General features: G+C 72.7%; 21 protein-coding genes. 14 read left to right on the top strand and 7 right to left on the bottom strand.

The features are described 5' to 3' along the window. Both ACZ4AA_RS19055 and ACZ4AA_RS19060 read right to left on the bottom strand, forming a co-directional pair. Positions 1–1,203, bottom strand: coding sequence for an amino acid deaminase/aldolase (locus ACZ4AA_RS19055; protein WP_467602952.1), 1,203 nt, complete (start codon positions 1,201–1,203; stop codon positions 1–3). Between the two features lie 601 nt (positions 1,204–1,804). Continuing rightward, positions 1,805–2,272: a hypothetical protein gene (locus ACZ4AA_RS19060; RefSeq protein WP_467602955.1), complete on the bottom strand. Its 468-nt coding sequence runs from the start codon at positions 2,270–2,272 to the stop codon at positions 1,805–1,807. A 1,045-nt stretch (positions 2,273–3,317) separates the two neighbouring features. Here ACZ4AA_RS19060 and ACZ4AA_RS19065 point away from each other — a divergent pair. Next, entirely contained in the window at positions 3,318–4,136 is an 819-nt protein-coding gene (locus ACZ4AA_RS19065) for a hypothetical protein (RefSeq protein WP_467602957.1), read from the top strand. Then, positions 4,133–5,419 carry a type VII secretion-associated serine protease mycosin gene (gene mycP / locus ACZ4AA_RS19070; protein ID WP_467602960.1) on the top strand — a complete coding sequence of 429 codons (1,287 nt, stop codon included), beginning with the start codon at positions 4,133–4,135 and terminating at the stop codon, positions 5,417–5,419. The genes ACZ4AA_RS19065 and mycP overlap by 4 nt, the downstream gene beginning before the upstream one ends. Positions 5,420–5,467: 48 nt before the next feature. Here mycP and ACZ4AA_RS19075 read toward each other — a convergent pair whose 3' ends face one another. After that, a complete protein-coding gene (locus tag ACZ4AA_RS19075) occupies positions 5,468–6,430 on the bottom strand; it encodes a serine hydrolase (RefSeq protein WP_467602964.1) in 963 nt (320 codons plus the stop codon). A 149-nt stretch (positions 6,431–6,579) separates the two neighbouring features. Here ACZ4AA_RS19075 and ACZ4AA_RS19080 point away from each other — a divergent pair, with 149 nt between their 5' ends. Next, positions 6,580–7,311: an SseB family protein gene (locus tag ACZ4AA_RS19080; protein WP_467602967.1), complete on the top strand. Its 732-nt coding sequence runs from the start codon at positions 6,580–6,582 to the stop codon at positions 7,309–7,311. 53 nt (positions 7,312–7,364) lie between these two features. Here ACZ4AA_RS19080 and ACZ4AA_RS19085 read toward each other — a convergent pair whose 3' ends face one another. Then, entirely contained in the window at positions 7,365–7,721 is a 357-nt protein-coding gene (locus tag ACZ4AA_RS19085) for a DUF1844 domain-containing protein (RefSeq protein WP_164371095.1), read from the bottom strand. 411 nt (positions 7,722–8,132) lie between these two features. Here ACZ4AA_RS19085 and infC point away from each other — a divergent pair, with 411 nt between their 5' ends. The 10 genes from infC (at position 8,133) to ACZ4AA_RS19135 (ending at position 19,660) form a co-directional block, all read left to right on the top strand. Then, a complete protein-coding gene (gene infC, locus ACZ4AA_RS19090) occupies positions 8,133–8,846 on the top strand; it encodes a translation initiation factor IF-3 (RefSeq protein ID WP_467603320.1) in 714 nt (237 codons plus the stop codon). Positions 8,847–8,953: 107 nt separating this feature from the next. Then, positions 8,954–9,148, top strand: coding sequence for a 50S ribosomal protein L35 (gene rpmI / locus ACZ4AA_RS19095; RefSeq protein WP_006374321.1), 195 nt, complete (start codon positions 8,954–8,956; stop codon positions 9,146–9,148). Between the two features lie 94 nt (positions 9,149–9,242). After that, positions 9,243–9,626: a 50S ribosomal protein L20 gene (gene rplT, locus ACZ4AA_RS19100; RefSeq protein ID WP_007457565.1), complete on the top strand. Its 384-nt coding sequence runs from the start codon at positions 9,243–9,245 to the stop codon at positions 9,624–9,626. 211 nt (positions 9,627–9,837) lie between these two features. Continuing rightward, on the top strand, positions 9,838–10,698 hold the full coding sequence (locus tag ACZ4AA_RS19105) for a TrmH family RNA methyltransferase (RefSeq protein ID WP_467602977.1): 861 nt from the start codon (positions 9,838–9,840) through the stop codon (positions 10,696–10,698). A gap of 53 nt (positions 10,699–10,751) precedes the next feature. Next, a complete protein-coding gene (locus ACZ4AA_RS19110) occupies positions 10,752–11,927 on the top strand; it encodes a sensor histidine kinase (protein WP_467602979.1) in 1,176 nt (391 codons plus the stop codon). A gap of 182 nt (positions 11,928–12,109) precedes the next feature. Next, positions 12,110–13,237, top strand: a complete 1,128-nt coding sequence (pheS, locus tag ACZ4AA_RS19115) for a phenylalanine--tRNA ligase subunit alpha (RefSeq protein WP_467602983.1) — start codon at positions 12,110–12,112, stop codon at positions 13,235–13,237. Next, a complete protein-coding gene (gene pheT, locus ACZ4AA_RS19120) occupies positions 13,237–15,741 on the top strand; it encodes a phenylalanine--tRNA ligase subunit beta (protein WP_467602987.1) in 2,505 nt (834 codons plus the stop codon). The genes pheS and pheT overlap by 1 nt, the downstream gene beginning before the upstream one ends. A gap of 587 nt (positions 15,742–16,328) precedes the next feature. Then, a complete protein-coding gene (locus tag ACZ4AA_RS19125) occupies positions 16,329–17,282 on the top strand; it encodes a PP2C family protein-serine/threonine phosphatase (RefSeq protein ID WP_467603323.1) in 954 nt (317 codons plus the stop codon). Between the two features lie 373 nt (positions 17,283–17,655). Continuing rightward, positions 17,656–18,996: a transcriptional regulator gene (locus ACZ4AA_RS19130; RefSeq protein ID WP_467602989.1), complete on the top strand. Its 1,341-nt coding sequence runs from the start codon at positions 17,656–17,658 to the stop codon at positions 18,994–18,996. 118 nt (positions 18,997–19,114) lie between these two features. Next, positions 19,115–19,660 (top strand): NUDIX hydrolase, encoded by a 546-nt coding sequence (locus ACZ4AA_RS19135; protein ID WP_467602992.1) that lies wholly within the window; start codon positions 19,115–19,117, stop codon positions 19,658–19,660. A gap of 19 nt (positions 19,661–19,679) precedes the next feature. Here the strand turns inward: ACZ4AA_RS19135 and ACZ4AA_RS19140 are convergent, their stop codons facing one another. Together ACZ4AA_RS19140 and ACZ4AA_RS19145 are read right to left on the bottom strand one after the other, a co-directional pair. Further along, positions 19,680–19,937, bottom strand: a complete 258-nt coding sequence (locus tag ACZ4AA_RS19140) for a hypothetical protein (RefSeq protein WP_467602995.1) — start codon at positions 19,935–19,937, stop codon at positions 19,680–19,682. A gap of 211 nt (positions 19,938–20,148) precedes the next feature. Further along, on the bottom strand, positions 20,149–21,009 hold the full coding sequence (locus tag ACZ4AA_RS19145) for a 3-hydroxybutyryl-CoA dehydrogenase (protein WP_467602999.1): 861 nt from the start codon (positions 21,007–21,009) through the stop codon (positions 20,149–20,151). 168 nt (positions 21,010–21,177) lie between these two features. Between ACZ4AA_RS19145 and ACZ4AA_RS19150 the strand changes: the two genes are divergently transcribed. Then, complete coding sequence (locus ACZ4AA_RS19150; RefSeq protein WP_467603003.1) at positions 21,178–22,425, top strand: glycoside hydrolase family 10-like protein; 1,248 nt, start codon at positions 21,178–21,180, stop codon at positions 22,423–22,425. A 27-nt stretch (positions 22,426–22,452) separates the two neighbouring features. Here ACZ4AA_RS19150 and ACZ4AA_RS19155 read toward each other — a convergent pair whose 3' ends face one another. Then, positions 22,453–22,650, bottom strand: a complete 198-nt coding sequence (locus ACZ4AA_RS19155) for a DUF1918 domain-containing protein (RefSeq protein ID WP_467603007.1) — start codon at positions 22,648–22,650, stop codon at positions 22,453–22,455. Positions 22,651–22,666: the final 16 nt, after the last annotated feature.

Consider the following 22,666-nt stretch of genomic DNA (forward strand, 5'->3'; position numbering starts at 1 on the left):
TCACAGGAAGGTGTGGCCCTCTCCCCGGTAGGTCGGGACCGAGGCGGTGACGGTGTCGCCCTCCACCAGGTGCAGGGTGTCGAACCGCTCGCACAGCTCACCGGCCTTCGCGTGCCGGAACCACACCTTGTCGCCGATGAGCAGATCGTCGGCGGGGGAGCCGAGCAGCGGGGTCTGCACCTCGCCGGGACCCTCCTGGGGGTCGTACGACAGCCCCTCCGGCAGATACGGGACCGGCAGCCGGTCGGCGCCCGCGGCCCCGGACGCGGGATATCCGCCGCCCAGCACCGTCACCACGCCCACACCCGGGCGGCGCACCACGGGCTGGGCGAACAGCGCCGCCGGACGCCCGCTGAAGGACGTGTAGTTGTCGAAGAGCCGCGGCACATAGAGCCCCGAGCCGGCCGCGATCTCGGTGACCGCGTCCTCCGCCGCCGTGTGCTGGACGCTTCCGGTGCCGCCGCCGTTGACGAACTCCAGGTCCGGCTCCACGGCACGGACCGCCCGGACGACGTCCGCGCGCCGCTGGGCGAGCTCCTTGCGGGCGGTCGCCTGCATCAGCCGCACGGCACGCGAGCGCAGCGGCCGCCCCGAGATCGCGTCGCCGACACCGGCGATGTGCCCCTCGTACGCCATGATCCCCACCAGTTTGAAGCCGGGGGCACGCTTGACGGCGCGGGCGAGGTCCGCGACCTGGGCGGGGGAGTGCAGCGGCGAACGCAGCGCGCCGACCCGGACCCGGCCGCCGAACAGCTTCAGCGACGTGTCCAGCTCCAGACAGACCCGCACGACCTCGGTGCCGCCCTCGCGCGCCTCGTCGATCAGACGCAGCTGCGCCGGGTCGTCGATCATGACAGTCACCGCGGCGGCGAGCTTGGGGTCGGCGGTCAGCTCGGCGTAGCCCTTGCGGTCGGCCGAGGGATAGGCGAGCAGGACGTCGTCGAAACCGGACCTGGCCAGCCACAGCGACTCGGCGAGGGTGAACGACATGAGCCCCGCGAAGCCGTCCCGGGCCAGGACGCGTTCCAGCAGGGTGCGACAGCGGACGGACTTGCTGGCGACACGGATCGGCTTGCCGCCGGCCCTGCGGACCAGATCGTCCGCGTTCGCGTCGAAGGCCCCCAGATCCACGATGGCGACGGGGGCGTCGAGGTGAGCGGTGGCCCGGTCGTAGCGGGCCCTGTCGGCGGCACGGGCAGTCATGAGCGAAGACTGCCAGACTCCATTACCGCAGGGTAGGGGGACGTTCCGGGCAGATGCCCCGGGGCCTCGTACTGGTTCCCGTCCGGCGCTCGTCAACCCGTAGAGTGACGCGGACGCAGGGAGGAACGTCCTTGCCCCGGCGGACCCTGCCCGGGGTGACGGTCCACCGGTGCGGGTATGCCTGCCCGTGGTGAACCTCTCGCGCACACACGAACGGCTCGCCGGGCTACGGGGCGTCCGACAGCCCGGTACGAGGAAACGGGGGGTGCATGAGTACGGAAGCGCGGCGCGCCTCGAATCCCCGGCGCCCTTCCGTTCCGCCGGGCTCCCAGGGGCCCGTGAACCCTCCGGCTCCGGGCGACTCTCCGGACGAGACCCCGCCGCAGCCGCTCCGGCCGCCCGGGCCCGACCTGTCGGGCGGTGAGGACTGGTCCGCCGAGGACCCGTCTCCGGTCACCCCGGGACCGGTCCCCGGACCGGGACACCTCACGCCCGCATCGGGACCGGAACCGTCCGCGTCCACGGCGTCCGTGTTCGAGCAGACCAAGTCCGCCTCCGGATATGGACAGGCCGCGTCCGCCTCCGGGCAGACCGGGTCCGGTTACGGGCAGGCCGCGTCCGCCTCCCGGTACGGGCAGGCCGCGTCCGGCCACACTCCGGCGAGTCCGTCGCGCGGCCCGGTTCCCTCGGTGCCGCCCCAGCCCGTCGCCCCGCCGTCGGCATCGGACAGATCCGCCGCGTCGGCGTCGACCGGGTCCACCGTGCCCGGTGTGCCGGGTGCCTCCGTTCCCGGCAGGGCGGAATCAGCCGCGTCCGGTACGAAGAGGCCCACCTCGCTCGTCCGCCCGCGTGCCGCCGCGCCCGGCGCGTCCGGGTCCGCCATGTCCGGTACTCCCCGCACCGCTTCGTCCGACGGGCCGACCTCGGCGTCGACCGGGGGCACGGGCTCGCCGGCGCAGGCCGCCTCCCGCACGCCGAGACCCGCCGGGGCGGGTGTCCCGGGAGCCACCTCCCCCGCCGCACCGGAGTCCGTCTCACCCGGCCGGCCGTGGTCCGCGCCGTCCGCCACACCGCGCTCCGACCCGGGGCCGTCCGCTCCGGCCGGCGCACCGACGTCCGCCGCGCCGCGTCCGACCGGTACGCCGGGGCCCGACGCCCGACGGTCCCCTTCGACCGGCGCGACGGGCTCCGACGAACGGCGCCCCGGCTCGTACGGCACCCAGGGCTCCGACGCGCCCCGGCCCCCGCAGACCGGTCCGTCCTCCTCCGGCGCACCGCGCCCGGCGTCACCGGCCACCGCCCCGCGCCCCGCGCCGGAAGCCGCTACGCAGGGTTCTCCGTCGGCTCCGTCGGCTCCGTCGGCTCCGTCGGCTCGGGCACCGGAGGCTTCGGCCGCTTCGGAGCGCTCCGTGAGGGGCGCCGCCGCGCAGAGCCCCGGATCCGGCTCGCGTCCGGAGGCCCGGCGGTACCCGCTCCTGCGCCCCGAAAGCCGGACGGAGCCGGTGACCCCGCCGCCCCCCGCGGCCTCCGCGCGCTTCCCGGACACACCGCCCGCGTCCGCCGGGCCCGCGCGTCCCGACGGGGCGCCGCACACCACGGCGCCGTCGCGGCCCGCCGGAACGCAGCGTCCCGCGCCCCGCCCCGCCCGGCTGTCGCACCCCGCCGCGCCGCAGCGCCCGTCCGAGCCTCCGCGTGCCTTCGAGGCACCGCGGCTCCCCGAGCCCACACCGCCGTCGAGCCCCGCGCAGCCCGCCGAGCCCTCGCGTACCGCCGGCCTCCTGCGCCCGACCGGGCCGCAGCGCCCGTCCGAGCCTCCGCGTGCCTTCGAGGCACCGCGGCTCCCCGAGCCCACACCGCCGTCGAGCCCCGCGCAGCCGCCCGAGCCCTCGCGTACCGCCGGCCTCCCGCGCCCGACCGGGCCGCAGCGCCCGTCCGAGCCTCCGCGTGCCTTCGAGGCACCGCGTACCTTCGAGGCACCGCGTACCTCCGGCCCCTCGCGCCCGACCGGGCCGCCGCTCCCGACCGCGCCGCAGCGGCCGTCCGAGGCCGCGCACCCGTCGGTACCTTCACACCCCTCCGAGCCCCCACGCCTCTCCGAGCCCACGCGTCCCTTCGTGTCGTTCGCGGAGCCCGAGATGTACGGCGGCGACACCCGGCGGGTGTCCTCGTTCCGCCGGGGAACCCGGCCCCGTGTCCTGACCGCCGCGGCCTGTGTCGTTCTCGGGCTCGGGCTCATCGGCGGCGCGGTGACCGGGAGTTGGCTCACCGGCGACGACACGGACGGACCCGGTTCGTCCGGCGCCTTCGCCACGGCCGGGGAGCTCTGGCACAGCGTGCCCGTGGACGCGCTCTTCCCGCCGACCGTGCACGGCGAGGGTGCCGGCCCCGGCGGTTCCGACCGCACCTGGACGCGGATCGCCGTCGCCCCCGACACCGGCTGCAAGGGCGCCTTCGACCCGCTGCTGCGCCAGGCCCTCGCCCCCGTCGGCTGTCTGCGTCTGCTGCGCGCCACCTACATGGACGCGACCCGCAGCCATGTCACCACCGTCGGCCTGCTGTTCACCAAGGCGGACGCGGCGGGCATGACCGCCCTGAAGGCCCGCTTCCGCAAGGAGGGCCTCGACCGGCGTACCGACCTGCTGCCCCTCCCGTACGCGGCCAAGGGCACCGCCGCCGCGGGTTTCGGCACGGCACAGCGCGCGTCCTGGACCGAGTCCGTCCTCACGGACGCCCCCGTCGTCGTGTTCGCGGTCTCCGGGTTCGCCGACGGCCGTACGGTCGCCGCCGCGCAGCCCGCGGCCGACGCGATGCGGCCGGACTCGACCACGGCCGCGGCCCAGGCGGGCCTCGGCCATGAGGCGAAGGGCCTCGCCGACCGGGTCGAGCGAGGCTTGCGCAAGACCGTCAGCTCGTCCACGGAGGAGCCGTCATGACCCGCCCCGACGGCCGCACCCGGCAGTTCCAGGAGACCGCGTCCGAAGGAGCGCGGGCTCCCGCCGGCTGCGTCCCTCGCCGCCAGGCCCCGACGACCAACGGGCCCCGGCTCTCGCGCCGGTCCGGTGTCCTCGTCGCCGCCCTGGCCGCCTCCCTCGCGCTGGTGCCCTCCACCGCCGCGCACGCCGACGGCATACGTGCCCAGCAGTGGGGCCTCGACGCCATGCACACGCAGCAGGCCTGGCGCACCACCAAGGGCAAGGGCATCACCGTCGCCGTCCTCGACACCGGTGTCGACGCCCTGCACCCGGACCTCAAGGGCAATGTGCTCGCCGAGAAGGACATGGTCGGTTTCGGCGCGAGCCGCGGTGACCGGTCCTGGGCCCGGCACGGCACCGCCATGGCGGGCATCATCGCCGGACACGGCCACGGTCCCGGCCACGCCGACGGTGTCATGGGCATCGCCCCTGAGGCGACGATCCTGCCGGTCCGCGTCATCCTGGAGGACAAGGACCCGGCCCGCGCCAAGGCCCGCACCACCCGGGGCAACGCGCTCGCGGAGGGCATCCGCTGGGCCACCGACCACGGCGCCGACGTCATCAACCTCTCCCTCGGCGACGACTCCAGCTCCGCCCACCCCGAACCCGCCGAGGACGAGGCCGTCCAGTACGCGCTGAAGAAGGGGGTCGCCGTCGTCGCCTCGGCCGGCAACGGCGGGGAGAAGGGCGACCACATCTCGTACCCGGCCGCCTACCCGGGCGTGATCGCGGCGACCGCCGTCGACCGCTACGGAACCCACGCGTCCTTCTCCACCCGCCGCTGGTACGCCACCGTCAGCGCCCCCGGCGTCGACGTGGTCATCGCCGACCCGGACGACCGGTACTACGAGGGCTGGGGCACCAGCGCGGCGTCCGCGTTCGTCTCCGGGGCGGTCGCGCTCGTCAAGGCGGCCCACCCGGGACTGTCCCCGGCGCAGATCAAGAAGCTGCTGGAGGACACCGCGCGCAACGTGCCCTCCGGGGGCCGCGACGACTCCCGCGGCTTCGGCTTCGTCGACCCCGCGGCGGCCATCAAGGCGGCGGCCCGGCTCAGGCCGGACGGCCTCAAGCCGGCCGAGTACGGCCACAAGTACTTCGGCACCGGCCCCGCCGCCCCCGACGACGGCGGCGGCACGGCCGACTGGGCCGCTCCCCTCGCGGGCGCGCTGGGTCTGGCCCTGCTGACGGCGGCGGTGTTCCTGTGGCGCGGCCGCAGACCCTCCAACCCCTTCGAACGCACCTAGCGGTAAGGGCCGTTCGGCGCTCGGCGATCCCTGTGAAGCGAAGCCGTCTCAGTCCTCCGCCGTGTCCCGGAACACGGACACCGCGGCCTTCGACACCGCCTCCACCAGCGAAATACCCTTCGCCTGCGTGGAGTTGCCGTTCGACAGGGTCGCCACCAGATACTCGCGGCCGTCCGCCGAGATCCGGCCGATGCTGTTGACGTCCCACAGCCCGGTCGTGCTGCGCGCCAACCACCCGTTCTTCAGGGCGCATCGAGTTCCGTCGGCCGCGGCCGACACCCCCCACCGCTGGTCGGTCTCGATCTCGCCCATGAGGCCCTGGAGGTAGGACCGCGAGCTCGCGGTGAGTTCGGAGTCCTTCCCGAACACCTGCCGGAGCAGGGTCAGTTGATCGCCTGCCGTGGTCTGGGTGAGCCCCCACAGCTCGCCGTCGCCGCCCTGTGTGGAGGTGAGTCCGAAGCGCTTGTTCGCCGCGTCCAGACCGCCGGCGCGGCCGATCGACGCCCACAGCGCGGACGCCGACGCGTTGTCGCTGTTCTCGATCATCGCGGTGGCGTACGTCTTCTCCGGCGCCGTGAGACGCCGGTCCGCGTCCTGCGCCTGGAGCAGCAGCGCGGCCAGGATGTTCACCTTGACGATGCTCGCGGTGTCGAAGGCCGCGTCACCGTGGGCGGCGCTCTCACCGGAATCGACGTCGAGGACGGCGACCGACGTCCTCGCCCCGGCCGCCACGGTCACCGACTTCAGGGCCTCGGCGAGCAGCGCGTCGCGGTCCGCCGAGGGCTCCGCCGCAGGTTCCACCGATGCCTCCTCGCTCCCGGCCGGTGACGAAGAGGGCGTCGCCGACGCCGCCGACGATACGGCGGCGGTGCCGTCGTGCGCCTGCGCCTTCATGTACACGGTGCCGGCCGCCGTGGCGCCGACCAGGACGACGGAGGCCACCGCGACGGAGAGGAGCGGTGTGCGCCGGGAGGGCCGGGCGCGACGCCCGCGTGCTCTGTGACGGTCCATCCGGCGATGCTGGACGGCCGGGCTGTGCCCGCGGTTAGACGCTTGTTAGAGCCGTGTCAGCGAAGGCTGAGAAACGCGTGAATCCCGTCGGCCCCGTGTTTCAGGGGGCGCACAAGTGCAGCAGCATCCCCCCGATAGGGTCGGGGACCGTGGCGAACAAGAACATTCCCGACTCCGGCTTCTCCGACGACGACGGATCGGCCGACCCCGAGCTGAGCGCCGCGCTCGCGGCCTGGTCCGCCGACCGCGCCGCCGTACCGCCGGTGCTGGAGGCGCTCACCGGTGCCCGGCTGCTCGTCCCCGTCGTGGCGATCCTCGGCGAGGTCGAGGAGGACGAGAACGGGCTGCGCCGGGAGAAGACCAGCGACATGGCGGTCCCCACGCTCAAGGCCGGGAACCGCACGGCCCTGCCCGCCTTCACCTCCACGGACGCGCTGGCCCGCTGGGATCCGCAGGCCCGCCCCGTGGCCGTACGCCTGAACCAGGTGCTGGAGGCCGCGGCGCACGAGAAGGCCGACACGATCGTGGTGGACCTGGCCGGGCCCGTGTCCTACGAGCTGACCGGACCGGCGCTTCGGGCGCTCGCCGAGGGACGTACGACCGCCGATCCGCTCGCCGATCCCGCCGTGATCGAGGCGGTACGGGCCGCGGTCGCCGCCGATCCCCTGGTGGTCCGCGCGCATCTGGGCCCGGGTCCGGCGGACGGCACCCTCGCGCTGGTGCTCGACCCGTCGGCCGCCCCCGCCGAGACCGCCCGCGCGGTGGCCGAGCGGCTCGCGGCCGACGAAACACTGAGGGCCCGCCTGGTGCGCGGCCTCGACCTGGCACTGCTGCCGGCCGGGACGACGCCTCCGGGCGAGCCCCTGTACGTACGCGGATAGGTGCGCGGGCGGGTCCGTGTCCGTACGGCGGTCCGTACGGGCACGGGCTCGGGTCAGCCGTAGACGGGGCCCGTGTACTTCTCGCCGGGGCCCTGGCCCGGCTCGTCCGGGACGAGGGACGCCTCGCGGAAGGCCAGCTGGAGGGACTTCAGGCCGTCGCGCAGCGGTGCCGCGTGGAAGGAGCTGATCTCGGTCGTGCTCGCGTCGAGCAGACCGGCGAGCGCGGTGACGAGCTTGCGCGCCTCGTCCAGGTCCTTGTGCTCGTCGCCCTCCTCGGTGAGACCGAGCTTCACGGCGGCGGCGCTCATCAGGTTCACGGCGACCGTCACGATGACCTCGACGGCGGGGACCTCGGCGATGTCGCGGGTCATGGTGTCGAAGTCGGGGTTCTGGGGAGGGGTGTCACTCATGCCTCACACGATAGGCCCCGGCGCGCGTGCCCCCGTCCACGGGAGTCGTGCCGGCCTGCCGGGAGAGGTGCCGCTGCTCGGTGGGCGGCGGTGAGGAGGCCTCCGGTTAGCGCGTACCCGGCGGAACTGCTAACCTTGTGTAACGACCGGCCGGACACCATGTGCCCGGCCCACAAGTGGAGGCTCCGATCTCCCACCTGACCGTCCTCCGGGACGGCGGGTCATCCGGTCAGGCGGCCGCCATCGTTCCGTACGGACGATGGAGTCGTCCGAGTGCGCGCCCCGCGGTAGACCGCGGCGGTGCTCCGGTTGCTATGGAGCCCCGCCTGTGTCCCGTGGGGCATTTTTCATGCCCCGCGGCGGTTGGTCACCATGTCATCAGAGACATACGCGGCTGTCCGCCAGACCGCCGTGTGGTGCTACCGAGGAGGATCCATCAGCACCGAGCCCCGCATCAACGACCGGATTCGCGTTCCCGAAGTGCGACTTGTCGGTCCCAGCGGCGAGCAGGTCGGGATTGTTCCGCTTGCCAAGGCCCTTGAGCTTGCTCAGGAGTACGACCTCGACCTGGTCGAGGTGGCGGCGAGCGCTCGCCCGCCCGTCTGCAAGCTCATGGACTACGGGAAGTTCAAGTACGAGTCGGCCATGAAGGCCCGTGAGGCGCGCAAGAACCAGGCGCACACGGTCATCAAGGAAATGAAGCTCCGGCCGAAGATCGACCCGCACGACTACGACACCAAAAAGGGTCACGTCGTCCGGTTCCTCAAGCAGGGCGACAAGGTCAAGATCACGATCATGTTCCGTGGTCGCGAGCAGTCCCGGCCGGAGCTCGGCTACCGACTGCTCCAGCGGCTCGCGACGGACGTCGAGGATCTCGGGTTCATCGAGTCGAACCCGAAGCAGGACGGCCGAAACATGATCATGGTTCTCGGTCCGCACAAGAAGAAGACCGAGGCGATGGCCGAGGCCCGCGAGGCTCAGGCCGCTCGCAAGGCGGACGCGAAGGCCAACCCGGGTCGCTCGCAGAACGCCGCGGAGGACGCCGCCGACGGTGACGACATCGAGAGCACGTCCGGCGAGGTCGAGTCGGCCGAGAGCCCGGCCGAGGCGTCAGCCGAGGCCTGATCCCAGGGCCCCCGCCCAGGGATGTCAACCGATACATATGACGTTCCACCCGTGCCCGGTCCCGCGACCGGGCACCGGAACGCCACTGACGAGGAGAGAACGGCGCTATGCCGAAGAACAAGTCGCACAGCGGTGCCAGCAAGCGCTTCAAGATCACCGGCTCCGGCAAGGTGCTCCGTGAGCGCGCCGGCAAGCGCCACCTGCTCGAGCACAAGTCGTCCCGCGTGACGCGCCGTCTCACCGGCACCGCCGAGATGGCCCCGGGCGACGCCGCGAAGATCAAGAAGCTTCTCGGCAAGTGACGTACCGGCGCCCAGGCGCCGCACGTCCGTTCCGGGACCCCATCGATTTCGGGTCGTGTGAGTCCAACCACGGCCCCGCTACAAGGAGTTAAAAGTGGCACGCGTCAAGCGGGCAGTAAACGCACACAAGAAGCGCCGGGCGATCCTCGAAGCGGCCAAGGGCTACCGCGGCCAGCGTTCGCGCCTGTACCGCAAGGCCAAGGAGCAGGTCACCCACTCCCTGGTCTACAACTACAACGACCGCAAGAAGCGCAAGGGCGACTTCCGTCAGCTGTGGATCCAGCGCATCAACGCTGCGGCCCGCCAGAACGGCATGACGTACAACCGCCTCATCCAGGGTCTGAAGGCCGCCAACATCGAGGTGGACCGCAAGATCCTCGCGGAGCTGGCCGTCAACGACGCCAACGCGTTCGCCGCGCTCGTCGAGGTCGCGCAGAAGGCCCTGCCGTCGGACGTCAACGCGCCGAAGGCCGCGTGACGCTGCGCCGGCTTCGGCTGGTGTGACTGAAGGACCCGCAGGTTCGCCTGCGGGTCCTTTGCTGCTCACGCCGCTGCGGCCGGCTGTTCGGGTGCCGCAGGGCGGGGGCTGATCGCGCGGTTCCTCGCGCCCGTAGGGGGTTGCCGTCACCCCCGCTGCCATGCGAGCCGCACGGATACCGGCCGCACAGATACCGAAGGTGAACCAGAACATGGCCTCCGCCAGCCCCGAGCTGATCTCGCCCCGTTCTCCCCGTGTCTCCGCCGCGCGGCGGCTGGCCCGGCGGAACTTCCGGGGCAAGGAGCGGCTGTTCCTCGCCGAGGGGCCGCAGGCCGTACGGGAGGCCGCCGCCCACCGCGCCGACGGCGCCGCCACCCTCGTGGAACTGTTCGCCACCGTCGAGGCCGCGGAGCGCTACGCCGACATCATCGACGACGCCCGCCGGGCCGACGCCCGGGTGTACCTCGCCGACGAAGAGGTGATCGCCGACATCTCGACCACCGTCACCCCGCAGGGCCTCGTCGGCGTCTGCCGCTTCCTCGACACCCCCTTCGAGGACATCCTCAAGGCCGCGCCCCGGCTCGTCGCCGTCCTCGCCCACGTCCGCGACCCCGGGAACGCCGGGACCGTGCTGCGCTGCGCGGACGCCGCGGGCGCCGACGCCGTCGTCCTCACCGACGCCTCCGTGGACCTGTACAACCCCAAGGCCGTACGCGCCTCCGTCGGATCCCTGTTCCATCTGCCCGTCGCCGTCGGCGTGCCCGTCGAACAGGCCGTGTCCGGGCTCAAGGACGCCGGCGTCCGCATCCTCGCCGCCGACGGCGCGGGCGAGGACGACCTCGACGACGAGCTCGACAAGGGCACCATGGGCGGCCCCACCGCCTGGGTCTTCGGCAACGAGGCCTGGGGGCTTCCGGAGGAGACCCGCGCGCTGGCCGACGCCGTCGTGCGCGTCCCGATCCACGGAAAGGCCGAGAGCCTGAACCTGGCCACGGCCGCGGCCGTATGTCTCTACGCGTCAGCCCGTGCACAGCGCGCCTCCACAGGGTGCCGCTCCGTCACCGGCAGCTAGTAGGGTGACGGGCCCGGGGGCCCTCTGCGCCAGACGAGAGGTGGGGTACGGGGATGAGTGTCGGCACGGGCGGAGCCCAGAGCGCGCTGCGAGCGCGGGACGCGCGCGGCACGTCCGCGTCCCGGCTCGATGACCCCGCCGCGGCCGGCTCCGGACTCGGCATAGACCCCGACGACCTGCCCGACGGGATCGTCGTCGCCGACGAGAGCGGCCGGGTCGTCTGCTTCAACGCCGCCGCGGCCCGGATCACCGCGGTCCCCGCGGCCGAGGCCCTCGGACGTCGGCTCGAAGCGGCGCTCCCGCTGGAGGACCTCGAAGGCCGCCGCTGGTGGCAGCTGACCGACCCCTACGGCGGTCTCGCCATCCGCAACGGTCAGCCCGAACGGAACCTGCTGCTCCCCGGCGGCCGGGAGATCCTCGTCTCCGCGCGCTATGTGCGCACCCACCCCACCGGACCGGTCCGCCGGGTTGTCGTGTGTCTGCGCGACACCGAGGCCCGCCGCCGCACCGAGCGCAGCCACGCCGAGCTGATCGCCACGGTCGCCCATGAACTGCGCTCCCCGCTCACCTCCGTCAAGGGCTTCACCGCGACCCTGCTCGCCAAATGGGAACGCTTCACCGACGACCAGAAGAAACTGATGCTGGAGACCGTCGACGCCGACGCGAACCGCGTCACCCGGCTCATCGCCGAGCTCCTCGACATCTCCCGCATCGACTCCGGGCGCCTGGAACTGCGCCGCCAGCCCGTCGACATGGGAGCCGCCGTCGGCCGCCACATCCAGGCCTACGTCGCCTCAGGACAGCCCGCCGACCGCTTCCTGCTGCGCATCGAGCAGCCCCTGCCCGCGCTCTGGGCGGACCCCGACAAGGTCGACCAGGTCCTCAGCAACCTGATCGAAAATGCGGTGCGCCACGGCGAGGGAACCGTCACCATCGACGTGGCACCCTCCACCTCCCCGCGCGAGCGGCCGGACGAGGAGGGCACGGCGAACGCCGTCACGTCGGTCACCGTGAGCGACGAGGGCACCGGAATCCCGGAGGAGTCCATGAACCGCGTCTTCACCCGCTTCTGGCGGGGCAGCAAGCGCGGCGGCACCGGTCTCGGGCTCTACATCGTCAAGGGCATCGTCGAGGCCCACGGCGGCACCATCACGGTCGGCCGCGCCCCCGGCGGGGGCGCCGAGTTCCGATTTACGCTGCCCGTGGGCACCCCGGCGTATCTTCTGTAACGCCGCACCGGCCCCCACGGGCACCTTCGCACGGGAGCACCGCGAGGACGCCCAGTCCTGGGCGGGCCCCCACCCCCGTTAGACTCGGCCTTTGGCACCTTTGCGTCCACGCATCTGCGGACGATTCGTCTCCGAGTCGATGACGGGGACCCTCAGCCAGCCAACCGGAAGCACGGGAAGAGATGTCGGCACCTAATAAGTCGTACGACCCTGTAGAGGTCGAGGCCTTGAAACCGGAAGAGATCGAGCGCATGCGGGACGAGGCGCTCGCCGCCTTCGCCGCCGCCGGCGACCTCGACGCGCTCCAGGAGGCCAAGGTCGCCCACACCGGCGGCACCTCCCCGCTGGCCCTCGCCAACCGCGAGATCGGCGCACTGCCCCCGCAGGCCAAGGCCGCGGCCGGCAAGCTCGTCGGCCAGGCCCGAGGCGCCGTGAACAAGGCCCTCGCCGCCCGCCAGGGCGAGCTGGAGACCGAGCGGGACGCCCGCGTACTGGTCGAGGAGGCGGTCGACGTCACCCTGCCCCACGACCGTGTACCGGCCGGCGCCCGGCACCCGCTCACCACCATGATGGAGCGGGTCGCGGACGTCTTCGTGTCCATGGGATACGAGATCGCCGAGGGCCCCGAGGTCGAGGCGGAGTGGTTCAACTTCGACGCCCTCAACTTCACGCCCGACCACCCGGCCCGGCAGATGCAGGACACCTTCTTCGTCCAGGGCCCCGAGGGCACCCACGGCGACGAGTCCGGTGTCGTGCTGCGCACCCACACCTCGCCGGTGCAGGCCCGCGCCCTGCTCGACCGGGAGCCGCCCGTCTACGTCGTGTGCCCCGGCCGCGTCTACCGCACGGACGAGCTCGACGCCACGCACACCCCGGTCTTCCACCAGATCGAGCTGCTGGCCGTCGACGAGGGCCTGACCATGGCCGACCTCAAGGGCACTCTCGACCACATGGTCCAGTCGCTCTTCGGCTCGGACATGAAGACCCGGCTGCGCCCGAACTACTTCCCCTTCACCGAGCCGTCCGCCGAGATGGACATGCTCTGCTACGTCTGCAAGGGCGAGTCCGTCGGCAACCCCGACCGCCCGTGCCGGACCTGCTCCTCCGAGGGCTGGATCGAGCTCGGCGGCTGCGGCATGGTCAACCCCCGGGTGCTCGTCGCCTGTGGCGTCGACCCGGAGAAGTACAGCGGATTCGCCTTCGGGTTCGGCATCGAGCGGATGCTGATGTTCCGTCACAGCGTTGAAGACATGCGAGACATGGTCGAGGGTGACGTCCGGTTCACCCGGCCGTTCGGGATGGAGATCTGATGCGGGTCCCGCTTTCTTGGCTGCGGGAGTACGTCGACCTGCCGGCGACGGAGACCGGCCGCGACGTCCAGGCCAAGCTCATTTCGGCAGGCCTCGAGGTCGAGACCGTCGAGCAGCTCGGTGCCGGCCTCAAGGGCCCCCTGGTCGTCGGCCAGGTGCTCACCATCGAGGAACTGACGGAGTTCAAGAAGCCCATCCGCTTCTGCACCGTCGACGTCGGCTCCGCCAACGGCACCGGTGAGCCCCAGGAGATCGTCTGCGGCGCCCGCAACTTCGCCGTCGGGGACAAGGTCGTCGTGGTCCTGCCCGGCGCCGTCCTGCCGGGTGATTTCGCGATCGCCGCGCGCAAGACGTACGGCAAGACCTCGCACGGCATGATCTGCTCCGGCGACGAGCTGGGCATGGGCGACGACGGCTCCGGCGGCATCATCGTGCTGCCGCCGGAGATGGAGCCCGGCACCGACGCGATCGAGCTGCTCCAGCTCGTCGACGAGGTCCTCGACATCGCGGTCACCCCCGACCGCGGTTACGCGCTGTCGATGCGCGGTGTGGCCCGCGAGGCCGCCATCGCCTACGGCCTGCCGCTGCGCGACCCCGCGCTGCTCGACGTACCGGCCCCGAACGCGTTCGGCCACCCGGTGCGGATCAGCGACCCGATGGGCTGCGACCGCTTCACCGCACGCACGGTGACCGGTCTCGACCCCGACGCCCAGTCCCCGATCTGGCTGCGCCGCCGGCTCCAGAAGGCCGGCATGCGTCCGGTCTCGCTCGCCGTCGACATCACCAACTACGTGATGCTGGAGCTGGGTCAGCCGCTGCACGCCTACGACCGGAGCCGGGTCGAGGGCACCATCGGCGTGCGCCGGGCCGAGCAGGGCGAGAAGCTCACCACGCTCGACGGCGTCAAGCGCACGCTCGACGCCGGCGACCTGGTGATCACCGACGACCGCGGCCCCATCGGCCTCGCGGGCGTCATGGGCGGCGCCCACACCGAGATCGACGACACCGAGGGCACCACCACCGAGGTCGTCATCGAGGCCGCGCACTTCGCCCCGATCTCCATCGCGCGCACCGCCCGCCGGCACAAGCTGTCCTCCGAGGCGTCCAAGCGCTTCGAGCGCGGCTCCGACCCCGCGGCCACCTCGGCCGCGGCCCAGCGGACCGTCGACCTCCTCGTGCTCCTCGCGGGCGGCACCGCCGACGCCGGGGTCACCGAGGTGATCGCGCCGTCCGCGCCGCACACCATCACCATCCCGGCGAACCACCCGGACAAGGTGGCCGGTGTCGACTACGGCCGCGAGACCGTCGTCCGCCGCCTCCAGCAGGTCGGCTGCGACGTCTACGGCCAGGACGAGCTGATCGTCACCGTGCCGTCCTGGCGGCCCGACCTGACCGACCCGAACGACCTCGCGGAAGAGGTCATCCGTCTTGAGGGCTACGAGAACCTGCCCTCCACGCTGCCCAAGCCGCCGGCGGGCCTCGGCCTGACCGACCGGCAGCGGCTGCACCGCCGGGTGGGCCGCGCGCTGGCCGGCGCCGGATACGTCGAGGCGCCGAACTACCCGTTCATCGGCAGCCACGTCTTCGACCAGTTGGGCCTCGCCGACGACGACCCGAAGCGCAAGGTCGTCACGCTGGTCAACCCCCTCTCCGACGAGGAGCCCGCGCTCCGTACGACGCTGCTGCCGGGCCTGCTCCAGGCCCTGCGCCGCAACGACGGCCGCGGCAGCCACGACCTGGCGCTCTTCGAGACCGGTCTGGTCTTCCACCCGCGGGAGGAACTGCGGATCGCCGGGCGCCTGCCCGTCGACCGCCGTCCCACCGACGAGGAGATCGCCTCCCTGACGGCCGCGCTTCCCGCCCAGCCCCGGCACGCCGCCGTCGTCCTCGCGGGCGCCCGCGAGCAGGCCGGCTGGTGGGGCAAGGGCCGCCCGGCCGACTGGGCCGACGCGATCGAGGCCGCGCGCGTCCTGGCCCGCGAGGCGGGGACCGAACTCCTCGTCCGCTCCGGCCAGTACGGCCCGTGGCACCCGGGGCGCTGCGCCGAGCTCACGGTCGTCCTGGACGGTACGGAGCAGGTCATCGGGTACGCCGGTGAGCTGCACCCCGGTGTCCTGAAGACGCTGGGCCTGCCCGCGCGCACCTGTGCGATGGAGCTGGACCTGGACGCGCTGGAGCGGGCGAGCTCGGGCCACCCCAAGGGCCCGAAGATCTCGACCTTCCCGGTCGCCACGCAGGACGTCGCGCTGGTCGTCGACAGGGGTGTCCCGCACACGGACGTCGAGGCGGCGCTGCACGAGGGCGCGGGTGAACTCCTGGAGTCCATCCGGCTGTTCGACGAGTACGAGAGCGAGCAGCTCGGCGCGGACAAGAAGTCCCTCGCCTACGCGCTGCGGTTCCGTGCCGCCGACCGCACCCTGACCGTCGACGAGGCCTCCGCGGCCCGCGACGCGGCGGTGGCGCTGGCCGCCGAGCGCACGGGAGCGGTGCTGCGCGGAGCCTAGGCCCCGCCGGCTAGCCCGGGGGACCGTCCGCCGCGAGGCGCACGGTCCCCAGGGCGGCCCCCGACGCTCCCCGCCGACCCGGGCCTGCCCAGCTCCGACGGCCCCCGTCGGCCCCGGCCCGCCAGGTGTTTCCCGGCCCCTGCCTGCACAAATGCGGTCGTTCGAAGACACCTCACTCATTCGGGTGACATGTCCGGGTGATCCGGCCCGCCCGGACCGCACGCTCGACAGAATTCGGAGCGGTCTCTCCGAGGCCGTCTGCGCCGTCAGTGCCTATTGGGGGGCCAATCGGCATGATCCGTATCAAGGCTGGGGCTCCCCGCAGGGCGACGCTCCAGACGCATTCGCGGAACCCGGCCAGAGCGGTCCTCGGGCCGCGTCGCCGGAGTGACCGGCTGAGGGCCGGATTCGCCCGGGCCGTGCGCGGCCGCCGACCCCGCACCGGGATCACCCGTGAGGACTGCGGCCGCCGCACCCGCCGGGGCCTTCGCCGCCGGGTCCCGCGCGCCATCGGCCGGCCACCGTTGCGCCGGGCGCTGAACCTCGGCCTGCCCGCGGTCTGGGGCGCGTTGGCGATCTCGTACAAGATGGCCTGCCCGCTCGCGCAGCAGCACGGGTTCGGCGCCCGCATGGTCACCAGCGCTGTCTTCTTCGCCGTCGGCGCCGGGCTGATACTCCACGTCAGAAGAGCGCTGCTGCGCGAACTCCGGCAGGTCCGCAAGGTCGCGGGCGCCGCGCAGAGCGTCCTGCTGCGCCCCCTGCCACCGCGCATCGACGGGCTGGACATCGCCGCGGCCCAGCTCTCCGCGGACCACGGCGCGAGCATCGGCGGCGATCTGTACGAGGCGATCGCCACCGAACACGGCGTGCGGGTCGTGATGGGGGACGTCCGCGGGCACGGCCTGGGTGCCATCGGGACCGTCGCCGCCGTCCTCGGCAGCTTCCGCGAGGCCGCGCACGACGAACCCGAACTCGGCGGCGTCCTCAGACGCCTCGAACGGGCGCTGGCCCGGCATCTGCGCGCGGGGGACCGGGCCGGACACTCCGTCGCCGGGCCCGACCCCGACAGCCACGCGGCCGAGGAGTTCGTCACCGTCCTGCTGCTGGAGATTCGCCGGGACGGCGAGGTGCACGCCCTCAACTGCGGCCACCCCTGGCCCTATCTGCTCGCCCGAGGCCGCGTCCGGCCCCTCGTGCACACCGAGCCGCTGCCGCCGCTCGGGCTGTTCCCGCTGCCGGCCCGCCTTCCCGCCGAGCCCTGCGGGCGGCTCGGACCCGGCGAGGGGCTGTTCCTGCACACCGACGGCGCCGAGGACGCGCGGGACGCGAGCGGGCGGTTCTTCCCCCTGCTCCCGGCACTCACGGCGGCCGTCCGGGACGGGCCCGTCGTACCGCAGGCCGTCCTGCGCGCCGTGTTCACCGGTCTGCTGCGCCACACCGGCGGCCGGCCCGACGACGACGTGGCCCTCCTGGTGCTGCACAACGACCGCCGGCCTGTGGCCCCGCAGCGGGGCCGGGTGACCCAGCACGTGCCCCGATGAGCGGCACGCGTTCCTCCGCGTTCGGGGGCGACCGGCCACGGGACCTCCGCCCGGACGACCGGAGTCCCGCGGTCGCCCCCCGGCCGGACCGGCTCTGCCGTCCGCCCGGCCTCGGAGTGTCGGACAGGCGGCCGGGCGGACGGCGCGGAGCGGGCCGCCGCACTGTACGAGGGGGAGCCGGCGGCCCGGCCGGCCTCTTGCGAGGCATTTCAGTCAATCGGTACGGAACTCTCCGCGACAGCGCGCGTACAGCGCGGATACGGGCATTCCCATCACACCCCGTGTGAAAGGGGACGCACTACTCTCTCTGGTGCGGTCGGGCGTGGCCCGCACGACCGGCGCCGTCGGCAACGAGCCACTCGGGGGGCCTCCCATGCAGCCCAACACCCTGCTCGACGCGATCCTCGACGAGGCGGGCATCTCCCACGCGGGACTCGCCGCCCACGTCAACCAGGCGGGCCGGGCCCGCGGACTCGCCCTGCGCTACGAACACACCGCCGTGGCCCGCTGGTTGAAGGGCCAGCGGCCGCGCGGTCAGGTGCCCGACCTGATCTGCGAGGTGCTCGCCGTACGGCTGCACCGGCCCGTCACGCTCGACGACATCGGGCTCGGCGTACCCGGTGAACCCTCCACCCCGCACGCCGGCTCGCTCTCCGGCTTCGTCGAACGCGCCACCGCCCTGTGGCGCTCCGACGAACAGCAGCGCCCCCACCTTCTCGGCGCCCCGGCCGTCACCGGAACCCCCGCCGTGATGCCCGTGTGGGAGTGGGAGAACCCGCCCGAGGACGTGGACGTCTCCCGCGGCGGCCGCCACCAGGTGAGCATGGCCGACATCGAGATGCTGCGCGCGGCCCGGGCCCACTACGAGCAGATGTACCGCAAGGCCGGGGGGATAGCGACCCGCACCCGCATCGTCGGCTTTCTCAACTCCGAGACCGCGCCCCTGCTGCGCGGCAGTTACACCGACGCCACCGGCCGCCAACTCCACCGCGCGACGGGCGGGTTGGTGGCCGTCGCGGGCATCTGCGCGTACGACTCCGACGCGCACGGTCTCGCCCAGCGCTACTTTCATCAGGCGCTGCGCCTGGCAAAGGCCAGCAACGACAGGGGACTTGGGGCGTATGTCATAGCTCTGCTGGTCAACCAGTCGCTGTTCATGCGCGAGTACCGGCAGGCGGTCGCCTTCGCGGAGGCCGCGCTGCGTGCGGCGGGGCGCCAGATCACCCCCGCGCTCGCCTCCGACCTGTACGCGATGCAGGCCAAGGCGTACGCGCACCTCGGCGACGGCAGCAGTGCCCTGTCCTGCATACGGCGTGCGGAGCAGGCCGCCGAGCGCATCCGGCGCGGTCACGAACCCGACGAGACCGGCTATGTCCAGCCTGGACTGGTCAACGTACAGGTGGCGGAGGCGCTGCTCAGCCTCGGTGACCTGGTGGCCGCGGCCGAGCACGCCACGGCCGCGGTCGACACTCCGGCGCACGACCGGGGGCGGGTGCACCGGCTGGCCATGCTCAGCCAGATCGAACTGCGCCAGGGCAACGCCGACAAGGCGGTGGCGACGGCCGTGCAGATGGCGGAGCAGGCCCGGGGGATGGAGTCCCAGCGGCTGCGCGACAGACTCCGCGCGGTCCGCGAACACCTGGTGCGCAGCGGCTGCGCGGGGACGAGCGAGGCCGCCGAACTCATCGACGGCGCACTGCGCGTACCGCTGTAGGGGTGTCAGGCGCTTTCTTCGTTCACCGCCACCGTGCTGCGCACCGACCCCAGTGAGCCCTGCTGTCGGGAAGCCGCTGCTGCGATATTGCCATCACTCGGCGGAAGGTGGCAGAACCGTGCAGTGGACGAAACAGAACGAACAAACTGTGTATGAAAACCGCTGGTTCAGCGTCAATCTCGCGGACGTGGAGCTACCGGACGGGCGGCATCTCGATCACTTCCTGATACGGCTGCGGCCCGTCGCCGTGGCCACGGTGGTGAACGACGCCAACGAGGTGCTGCTCCTGTGGCGGCACCGCTTCATCACCGACAGCTGGGGATGGGAGCTCCCGGCGGGCGTCGTGGAGGACGGCGAGGACATCGCCGTGGCGGCGGCCCGCGAACTGGAGGAGGAGACCGGGTGGCGGCCGGGACCCCTCAGGCATCTGATGAGTGTCGAGCCCTCCAACGGGCTCACCGACGCCCGGCATCACGTCTACTGGGCGGACGAGGGCGCCTACATCGGACACCCCGTGGACGACTTCGAGTCCGACCGCCGGGAGTGGGTACCCCTGAAGCTCGTCCCCGACATGGTCGCCCGTGGCGAGGTCCCGGCCGCCGGCATGGCGGCCGCACTGCTCCTGCTGCACCATCTCAGGCTCGGGCAGGACGTGTTGCCCTGACGGGCCCGCCGTTCCCGGCCTAGTGACCGAGGGCCTGCCAGACCGCCACGGCCAGTGCGCCCACGGCCGCGACGACGGCGACGGTGGGCAGGGGCCAGCGGGTGTGTTCGAGGGCGACGATCCGGGTGCTGAGGTCGTCCAGATCCTTGGCCGTCTGGTCGTCGCGCTGGGTGAGCAGCGCCAGTCCGCCCTCGATGCGGGTGAACCCCACTTCGAGCGACCGGCGTAACTCCGCGATCTCCTTCGGTGCCGCGGGATGCTCAAGGTCGGCGGTCACGAGTCCGCTCCTTTCCGTGGTCGGCACATCCCTGTGCCCGTGTACGGAAAGTCAACTCGCCTGGTGGGCGCGTGGGGAGCGTGTGCGCCGGGCATATGCGGGCCCGCCGCGCACACGGCGTGTGAACAGCGCGGGCCCGGCGCCGTGAAAGGCGCCGGGCCCGTGCGAACTCCGTTCAGCGGAGCGGGTGTTCAGCCGGTGTCCGACCGGATCAGCCGTAGCTGTAGAACCCCGAGCCGGACTTGCGGCCCAGGCGGCCGGCGTCGACCATGCGCTGGAGCAGCGGGGGAGCGGCGTACAGCGGCTCCTTGTACTCCTCGTACATCGAGTACGCGACCGAGGCCACCGTGTCGAGACCGATCAGGTCCGACAGCTTGAGCGGACCCATCGGGTGGGCGCAGCCCATCTCCATGCCGTTGTCGATGTCCTCGCGGCTCGCGATGCCCGACTCGAACATCCGGATCGCGGACAGCAGATACGGGATCAGCAGCGCGTTGACGACGAAGCCCGAGCGGTCCTGGGCGCGGATCGCGTGCTTGCCGAGCGCCTTCTCGGCGAACAGCTGGGCGCGGCCGATGGTGCCCTCGGACGTGGTCAGCGCCGGGATCAGCTCGACGAGCTGCTGCACCGGGGCCGGGTTGAAGAAGTGGATGCCGATGACCTGGTCGGGACGCGAGGTCGCGACGGCCAGCTTCACCAGCGGGATCGAGGAGGTGTTGGAGGCCAGGATCGCGTCCGGCCGGGTCACCACCTGGTCGAGCACCTGGAAGATCTCGGTCTTCACCTGCTCGTTCTCGACGACGGCCTCGATCACCAGGTCGCGGTCGGCGAACTCGCCGAGGTCCGTGGTGAAGCTCAGCCGGTCCTGGGTGGCCTTGAGCTCGTCGGCGGAGATCTTTCCGCGCTCGGCGGCCTTGGACAGGGAGGAGAAGAGCCGGGTCCGGCCGATCTCCAGGGCTTCTCCGGTGGTCTCGGCGACCTTGACGTCGAGTCCGGAGCGGGCGCACACCTCGGCGATGCCCGCTCCCATCTGGCCGCAGCCCACCACTCCGACGCGTTCGATGTCGGTCACATCGTCCCCTTAGCTGATCCGCACGGCCTGGCAGGTCATCCGTTGTTCGGTCCCTGCTCCGAACGTGCACGTTACCCCCAAGTATCGATGATCGATCGTCGGGGTGGTGCATGCTGAGTCCCGATACGTTCCGTGACCGGAGAAACGCGTGACGTGAGGGGTGCGAACATGGGTCGACTGCCACGCCGGGCGTTCGCGGCGGCCGCGCTCGCGACGCTGTCGGGTCTTGGCACGGCGGGGGACGCCGCGGCCGCCCAGAACACGGCCGCACCGCGCCGGGCGGCGGCCCCGCGCGCCATGCGGGGCATGTGGCTCGCGACCGCCTCGAACCGCGACTGGCCCTCCCGTACGGGACTGAGCCCCGCCCGCCAGCGCGCCGAACTGCTCGACCTGCTCGACACGGCGGCACGCCTGCGCCTCAACGCCGTGTTCTTCCAGGTCCGCCCTGCCGCCGACGCGCTCTGGCCCTCACCGTACGAGCCGTGGTCCCGCTATCTGACCGGCGTCCAGGGCAAGGACCCCGGCTGGGACCCGCTGGGCACCGCCGTACGGGAGGCCCACGCGCGCGGCCTGGAACTGCACGCCTGGTTCAACCCGTACCGCGTCTCGGGGCAGCCGGACCCCGGCAGGCTCGCCCCCTCGCACCCCGCGCGGCTGCACCCGGACTGGACCGTGCGTCATGGCGGGAAGCTCTACTACAACCCGGGACTGCCCCCGGTCCGCACGTTCGTCCGCGCCGCGATGCTCGACGCGGTCCGCCGCTACCCGGTCGACGGCGTGCACTGGGACGACTACTTCTATCCGTACCCGGTGCGCGGCGAGCGCTTCGACGACGACGCGGCCTACGCCGAGCACGGCGCGGGCTTCCCGGACCGGGCGGCCTGGCGGCGCGACAACATCGACCGGCTGGTGCTGGAGATGGCCGCCGGCATCAAGAAGGCCCGCCCCGGGGTCCGCTTCGGGATCAGCCCCTTCGGCGTCTGGCGCAACGCCTCGACCGACCCGCTCGGCTCACCGACCCGGGCGGGCGTCCAGACGTACGACGACCTGTACGCCGACACCAGGAAATGGGTCCGGCGGCGCTGGGTGGACTACATCTGTCCCCAGCTGTACTGGAACATCGGCTTCGCCGCCGCCGACTACGCGCGCCTGCTGCCCTGGTGGGCGGCGGTGGCCAGAGGCACCGGCGTGGAGCTGTACGCGGGCGAGGCCCTGTACAAGGCGGGCGACCCGGCGCAGCCCGCGGCCTGGCAGGACCCGGCCGAGCTCTCCCGGCATCTCACCCTCGCCCGCAGCCACCCGGAGGTGCGCGGACATGCCTTCTTCGCCGCCTCGGAGGCCGGCGCCGACCGCATCGGCGCGATGGCGCGGGTCGTCGCCGACCACTACGGGCAGCCGGCGAAGACTCCGCTCTGAGGGCCCGTCGGCCTCCCGGCGCACGTCCTACCGCGGCGGCATCTCCCGGTGGCGGATCTCGGAGTCGGGGCCGGGCGAGCACACCGCCTCGTGACCGTCCTCGAACCGCACGCGGTAGGGGGGAGAGCCTTCGGCTCCCATGACCTCGGTGATCTCCGCGACCTTGTCGTGCCGGCCGACCGTCCGGCCGTGCTGCACGAGCTTGTCGCCTTTGGTTGCGTGCATCTGAACGGTCTCCTCG

The organism is Streptomyces sp. NPDC024698, assembly GCF_055559015.1.